Annotated in this window: 5 protein-coding genes and 1 tRNA gene; 3 read left to right on the top strand and 3 right to left on the bottom strand. The window is 60.6% G+C overall.

Going from position 1 to position 5718, the window contains the following annotated elements; genetic code table 11:
- A partial coding sequence (locus NZ740_06795) for a family 20 glycosylhydrolase (GenBank protein ID MCS6771719.1) occupies positions 1–1630 on the bottom strand: 1630 nt, incomplete at its 3' end.
- A gap of 39 nt (positions 1631–1669) precedes the next feature.
- Positions 1670–2632, bottom strand: coding sequence for a DMT family transporter (locus NZ740_06790; protein ID MCS6771718.1), 963 nt, complete (start codon positions 2630–2632; stop codon positions 1670–1672).
- 137 nt (positions 2633–2769) lie between these two features.
- Here NZ740_06790 and NZ740_06785 point away from each other — a divergent pair, with 137 nt between their 5' ends.
- On the top strand, positions 2770–3813 hold the full coding sequence (locus NZ740_06785; GenBank protein MCS6771717.1) for a ferrochelatase: 1044 nt from the start codon (positions 2770–2772) through the stop codon (positions 3811–3813).
- Between the two features lie 109 nt (positions 3814–3922).
- Positions 3923–4564, top strand: coding sequence for a hypothetical protein (locus NZ740_06780; GenBank protein MCS6771716.1), 642 nt, complete (start codon positions 3923–3925; stop codon positions 4562–4564).
- Between the two features lie 8 nt (positions 4565–4572).
- On the opposite strand, the gene rdgB is transcribed toward NZ740_06780, so the two are convergent.
- Complete coding sequence (rdgB, locus tag NZ740_06775; GenBank protein ID MCS6771715.1) at positions 4573–5181, bottom strand: RdgB/HAM1 family non-canonical purine NTP pyrophosphatase; 609 nt, start codon at positions 5179–5181, stop codon at positions 4573–4575.
- 99 nt (positions 5182–5280) lie between these two features.
- Between rdgB and NZ740_06770 the strand changes: the two genes are divergently transcribed.
- Positions 5281–5364: transfer RNA gene (locus NZ740_06770), tRNA-Leu, on the top strand.
- Positions 5365–5718 lie beyond the last annotated feature (354 nt).

Below are 5718 nucleotides of genomic sequence, written 5' to 3'. Positions count from 1 at the left end.
TCCATTCCGCGAGCAGGAGCTCGGCATCATCTCGACGGCTCCGAGTTCGGGCCAGTTCGGCTCGTAGTTCCCTCAGGCGGTTTCGCGCCGCGCGAAGTCGCGGCTCGCCGATGGCAGTTTGAAGGGTTGAAATGTCGCGCTGAGAGAGCAGTCGGAATAACGCGCTGGCGTTGAACACAGGATGTTCCAAGAGCCGATAAAGAGTGCCGAGTTCGCCAGCGAGTCGGCCGTAGATGCGCGAATCGTCTCGGAAAACCTGGGCATCGAGCTGCGCTGCAAGGTCCGCATGCCGATTGGATTGGAGGCACCAGGCTCGCGCGGCGCCCGCGGCGAGCGGCAGCAATTCAACCGCGTAGGGCTGCAGGTGGCCGTTATCGCCCCAGGCGGTGATCAACATGCCCGCGGCGCCCGCCGCCAGACCGTTTTCGGCCGCATTCTCCATATTGGCCAGCGCATTGTCGGTCCGGCCGAGCAGCGAATTCCAGCCCGATGTGCCCGGGCACACGAGGAAGTTGAGTCCGGATTCCGCAAACGGCGCGCACTGGGCTGCAAAGGGGTGGTCCGCCTCATAGCCCCAGACCAGCGGCACCACATCGCGGGGGAGTTCCGGGATCAGTTCGGGATGGTTCAAGACGATATCGCCCCAAAAGTTCATCCTCCGGCCAAGTCGGACGACGATGGCATAGATCTTCGTCAAAAACTCGAGGTAGACTCGGCCCTTTCCCCGCGCCTCGCAGGCCTCGCGGGACCGTCCCTGTCCGAGGTCGAAGGTTTCATCGCACCCGACATTAAGGTTCGAGCTTCGGAAGTTCTGTACCAGCTCGGTGAGCAGTTCTTCCACCAGTGCGATGCTCCCCGGGTCTAACGGATTTAGGCTGAACGGTCCGGGGCGCCACTCGCCCCACGGCGTCATGAAGCCGTCGGGGCATTCGGCGAGGTGACGGTAGGGCTCCTTTTCGAGCCAGCGGTGAAGGTGGCCAAAGCAGTTCTGGTTAGGGACCAGTTCAACGAAGCGTTCCGCGCAAAATGCGTCCAGCTCGCGGGCCTCTTCCGCCGTGATCGGGCTGGCGTGCTCCCAAACCGCGCGATGATTCCGATAAGCGAACGAATGCTCTGTATAGAGTTCGAACCGGTTGATTTTCCACTCGGCCAGCTCTTCGATGAGGCGGAAGAGCGTCTCCATGGTCGGGACCTTGTCCCGACTAATGTCCAGCATGACGCCCCGCACCGGAAAATCCGGAAAATCTTCGATCCAGCACGCGGGCAAGGCATCTCGGTGGATCCGAACGAGCTGGCGGAGCGTGAGAGCTCCGTAGTAGGCGCCAGCCGCGTCGTGTGCCTCGATCGTGATTTGTCGGCGAGTGATGTGCAATCGGTATCCCTGCGCCGGCTGGGATGGATCTTTGCGGAGCACGATGCTGGCCCCGCCGGGTTTGCCCGTCGTCTCCCGCAACGTGGCCTCCAGGTGCAATTCGCGGCGCAAGTCAGCGCGGATTCGTTGCGCCGTGCGCTCGAATTCGGGCTCGGTCGAGAGGATCGAAACATGCCGGGATTGCAGCGAGAGACCGCCCTGTTCGGGTTCGTAGCGGCGCGGGCGGGGCAGGAGAGGGGGTGCTGAACGGGAATCCATGGCACGATGAAAGCCGCTGAGCGTCGCTTGTGCAAGGCGTCAGACGGTGTCTGGAGTCGGACTCGGAATGCGAGCGGCGCCATGGGCTGGTGGCGCGGGATGCACCCCATTCGATTTGTCTCGACGGTCCGTCGAAGAACGCGCCTCTCTTTCCGCCGACAGCGAGGCCGCGATGCCTGCGCCGCAAATCAGGGTCGCGCCGATGATAAAAGCTGGGGTCAGGGGCTCGCCCCAAATCAGCCAGCCGAAAAAAGCGGCGGCCGGCACAGTGCCGTAGTAAGCCACGGCGGCCACGGCCGCCGGGGCACGCGCGAACCCGCGGGACAGCAAAAACTGGGCGGCTGATGCCAGCGCGCCTGTTGCTGCGAGGGCGGCCCACTGACCAGCCGTAGGCATCTTCCAAGCGAAAGGAAGTGGAATCGCGGTGAAAAGGGTGGAGCCGAGCGCAAAATAAAAGACAATGCGTCCTGCTGGCTCACCAGCGAGGGTCAGACGTCGCACGCCGACCAGCGCGGCCGAGGCAAAGACCGCAGATAAAAGCCCGAGGGCCCCAGCTGCGGACCAAACGCCGCTCTCCGGCGTACGAATCATCCAGACACCCAGCAACCCCGCCAGAGAAGCCGCCAGCACCCGTTTTGTCAGCGGTTCGCCAAGCCAGATGCGGGCGATGAAAGGGATCCACAAGGGCGACGTGAAATTGAGCGCGACAGCGCTTCCGAGGTGCAGGCGCGAAATGGCGAAAAAATAGCATTGCATCGCCAGGAAACCGAACACGCACCGAACCGCGTGCAACTTGAGATGCCGCGTGCGTACCTCGATGCCGCCCGGCGCGGCCAACCAGGGCGCCAACGCAAGCAGCCCGAACAAATTCCGGAAAAACACCACCACGGGCGAGGGGAGACCGTCTGTCGCCCATTTGACGGAGGTTCCGACCAGCGCCATGGCGATCGAAGCGGCTGCCATGTAGAGGGTTCCGGAAAGATAGCTGGGTGGCGAGGCCATGAAGAACACGCACCGTATCTCGAATCGTTGAAAGGCGCCAGCACTTCGTGCGATAGATTGGATGCATGAGCGGTGACGCACCTCGATCCGTGGCGTGCAGCCGTTCTCCTATGCAGTTTGATGGGAATGATTGTGCGATGAAATACGACGCCGTGATGATCATGTCCTTCGGAGGACCCGAGGGCATGGAGGATGTGATGCCGTTTCTCGATAACGTATTGCGCGGGAAGAATGTCCCGGAGGAACGGAAGCGGGAGGTGGCCCACCATTACGAATTGTTTGACGGCGTCAGTCCGATCAACGCGCAGAACCGTCAGCTTCAGGCGGCGCTCGAGTTCGAACTGGAACGCCGAGGCATCCCCATGCCGATCTACCTGGCGAACCGAAACTGGCATCCTCTGGTAGGCGACGTCGTTCGACGGATGCAGGCCGATGGTGTCCGCCATTTCCTCGCCCTCGTGACCAGCGGGTTCAGTTGTTATTCGGGATGCCGGCAATATCGGGAGGACATTCAGCGAGCTCTTGAGGCGCTTGGTCCCGGCGCGCCGACATTCGACAAGGTTCGCGTGTGGTACAACCACCCGCTCTTCATCGAGGTGTGGGCGCGGCACTGGAGGCAGGCCTTTGCGCGGCTACCGGAAGAAGCCCGCAGCCGGGTGGTCACGCTCTTCACCGCCCACAGCATTCCGACGGCGATGGCGGCCGGCTGCGCCTACGAGGATCAACTTCTAGAAGCCAGCCGCCTCGTTGCGGAAGCGGCGAATATTCCGGCCTGGCAGCTTGTTTATCAAAGCCGGAGCGGCCCGCCCTCCCAGCCGTGGCTAGAGCCCGATGTGAGCGATGCTATACGCAGCGCAAAGGACGAAGGGGCTTCGGCCGTCATTTTGGCTCCCATCGGGTTTATTTCCGACCATATGGAAGTGCTGTACGACCTTGACCACGAAGCGAAGGAACTGGCGCGCGAGCTGAATTTGCCGCTTGTTCGCGCCGCCACCCCGGGAACGCATCCGCTGTTCGTCCAAATGCTCGGCGAGCTCGTCCTCGAGCGGGTCGATCCGTCGACACCGAAGCGTGCCATCGGATCCCGCCCGCCGAACCACGATGTATGTCCGACCAACTGTTGTCCATCTGGCCGCTCCGGAACACCGGATCGGACCAGCGTACGGGCTCATGCCGCGTAGACAGCGAGTCTGAGCGCGTACAAATTTTGCAATTTTTCCCTGCGCCACCCTTACTGAATTCTTACCTTTTGCCGCGCCTTTCCTAACGATTTCGTGATTATTTTGATGTATGGCGAAGTATTGGATGCTTGCCGCCCTCTGCTTGGCTTCATGGCCGGCGTATGCTCTCGATACTCGCGAACGGGTTTCGTCACACGGGGCGGCGAGTCGGTTGCTCTCCAATCATCCGATTGTCGTGGGAACGTCAGGATTTGTGCCCATCCCATACGAATCCGCCGTTCGCATATTTGAATCTGCTTCTCTACTTGCGGACATCCAGTCAGAATACGCGCGTCTGCTGCCGCCGGGGGAGAAGCCGGAATTCCAGATCACACAGATAGAGTCTAACCGGTATTATTACGTCAACCGCTCCGGCCAGGAAACGTGGATCGACGAAATCCATAGGGGCCATCATGAGGGGCCATCGACCGAGGTGGTCTTTTACGCACGGGGTACGAGATTCTTTGGCCCGTTCGAGGCGCTGATTCACATCGGTGCCGGCCCCGATGGCGAGGGATCGGCCTATCGCGTTCGCGTATTTGCGTATCCCGAAAATTCAGTCAGCCGATTTTTGGCGCGCCATCTAAGGATTGTGGAGCTGTTTTTCCGCTCGAAAACGGCTGAAATCGAGAAACTTGCTGTGAAAATCGGTCAGGCACTGGCCGCGCGAGGCTCTGAGTGGCAGCAGGCCGATATCCGCCCTGTTCGTTGATCATCCAATCAGGCGCGGATCAACCCGATTCTCGCGAAAACGGGGCCCCATGTGCGGCGCGCCTGTTCCAGCGCACGGGCGCGGTGGGAGATTCGGTTTTTTTCTTCGGGCCGCATTTCGGCGAATGTCCTCGATTCGCCTTCCGGAATGAACAGCGGATCGTATCCGAAGCCGTGTTTGCCGCGCGGACTTTCTGCGATGGATCCCTCAACGATTCCCTCTACGGTGTCGGTCCAGCCGTCCGGTGAGGCCAGTGCCAGCACCGTCCGAAATCTGGCTCGGCGGTTCAGCGCACCTTGTAGGGCGGCCAAAAGTTTGCGATTGTTTGCCTCTGGATCCGGAGGCGAGCCCGCATAAATGGCAGAGAAGACGCCTGGGGCGCCTCCCAAGGCGTCGACCTCGAGCCCGGAATCGTCGGCAAGTGCCCATAACCTGCTCGCGGCCGCCACTGTCCGAGCCTTTTTTATTGCGTTCTCTACGAGCGTCGCGCCGTCCTCTTCGACGTCTGGCAGCTCGGGTAGATCCAAAGCGGAAAAGACCGAACCCGAGGGGAGAGAAAGAATGGAACAAATTTCGTCGGCCTTGTGCCGGTTTCGCGTGGCCAATACCAGTTTCATCCCACAGGAACCTTATCGGCGACTGCAGCGGAGAATCAATCGTTCCTCTTGCTCTTGGGCTCAGTCTGTCGTATCTCTAGGCAATGTACGGCTTGATTCGCTCGGGTGGTGGAATGGCAGACACGCATGTTTGAGGTGCATGTGGCGCAAGCCGTGGGGGTTCAAGTCCCCCCCCGAGCACCAATTTGATTATTGAAGATTTTTCCGCGAGGATTTCCCACGTTTCTCGAACAATTTGTAAAATTTGCGGGAAAATCCCCAGAATCAAAACGATATAGCACAGGTTTTTTTGCCAGAACCTACTTCTGACACAGTTTATCCGGCTGAGCCTTACCGATCCCCATTCGGTCCCGCTGTACCTTGTGGCGCCGCCGCGCCGTTCGGAGTCCCGCTACACTCGCCGATTTGCGTTGCAAAGAATTTCGCGCTGCTGGACGCGGCATCGAGCAAGTTGCTGCGCTGAGCCGTTCGACCCATGCTCGGAACGCTGGCCACATGCCTTCGCGTTCCGCTGCTCACGCTAGTGCTGGATTGGCG

It is taken from the genome of Kiritimatiellia bacterium, from assembly GCA_025054615.1.
GTDB lineage: Bacteria > Verrucomicrobiota > Kiritimatiellia > CAIVKH01 > CAIVKH01 > JANWZO01.
The sequence above is the reverse complement of the archived record's forward strand: the minus strand, read 5'-3'. Positions and strand labels throughout refer to the sequence as shown.

Excerpts from the sequence above, each read along its gene's own strand:
- rdgB (MCS6771715.1), bottom strand. The coding sequence starts at position 5,181 with ATGAAACTGGTATTGGCCACGCGAAACCGGCACAAGGCCGACGAAATT.
- NZ740_06790 (MCS6771718.1), bottom strand. The coding sequence starts at position 2,632 with ATGGCCTCGCCACCCAGCTATCTTTCCGGAACCCTCTACATGGCAGCC.
- NZ740_06785 (MCS6771717.1), top strand. The coding sequence starts at position 2,770 with ATGAAATACGACGCCGTGATGATCATGTCCTTCGGAGGACCCGAGGGC.
- NZ740_06780 (MCS6771716.1), top strand. The coding sequence starts at position 3,923 with ATGGCGAAGTATTGGATGCTTGCCGCCCTCTGCTTGGCTTCATGGCCG.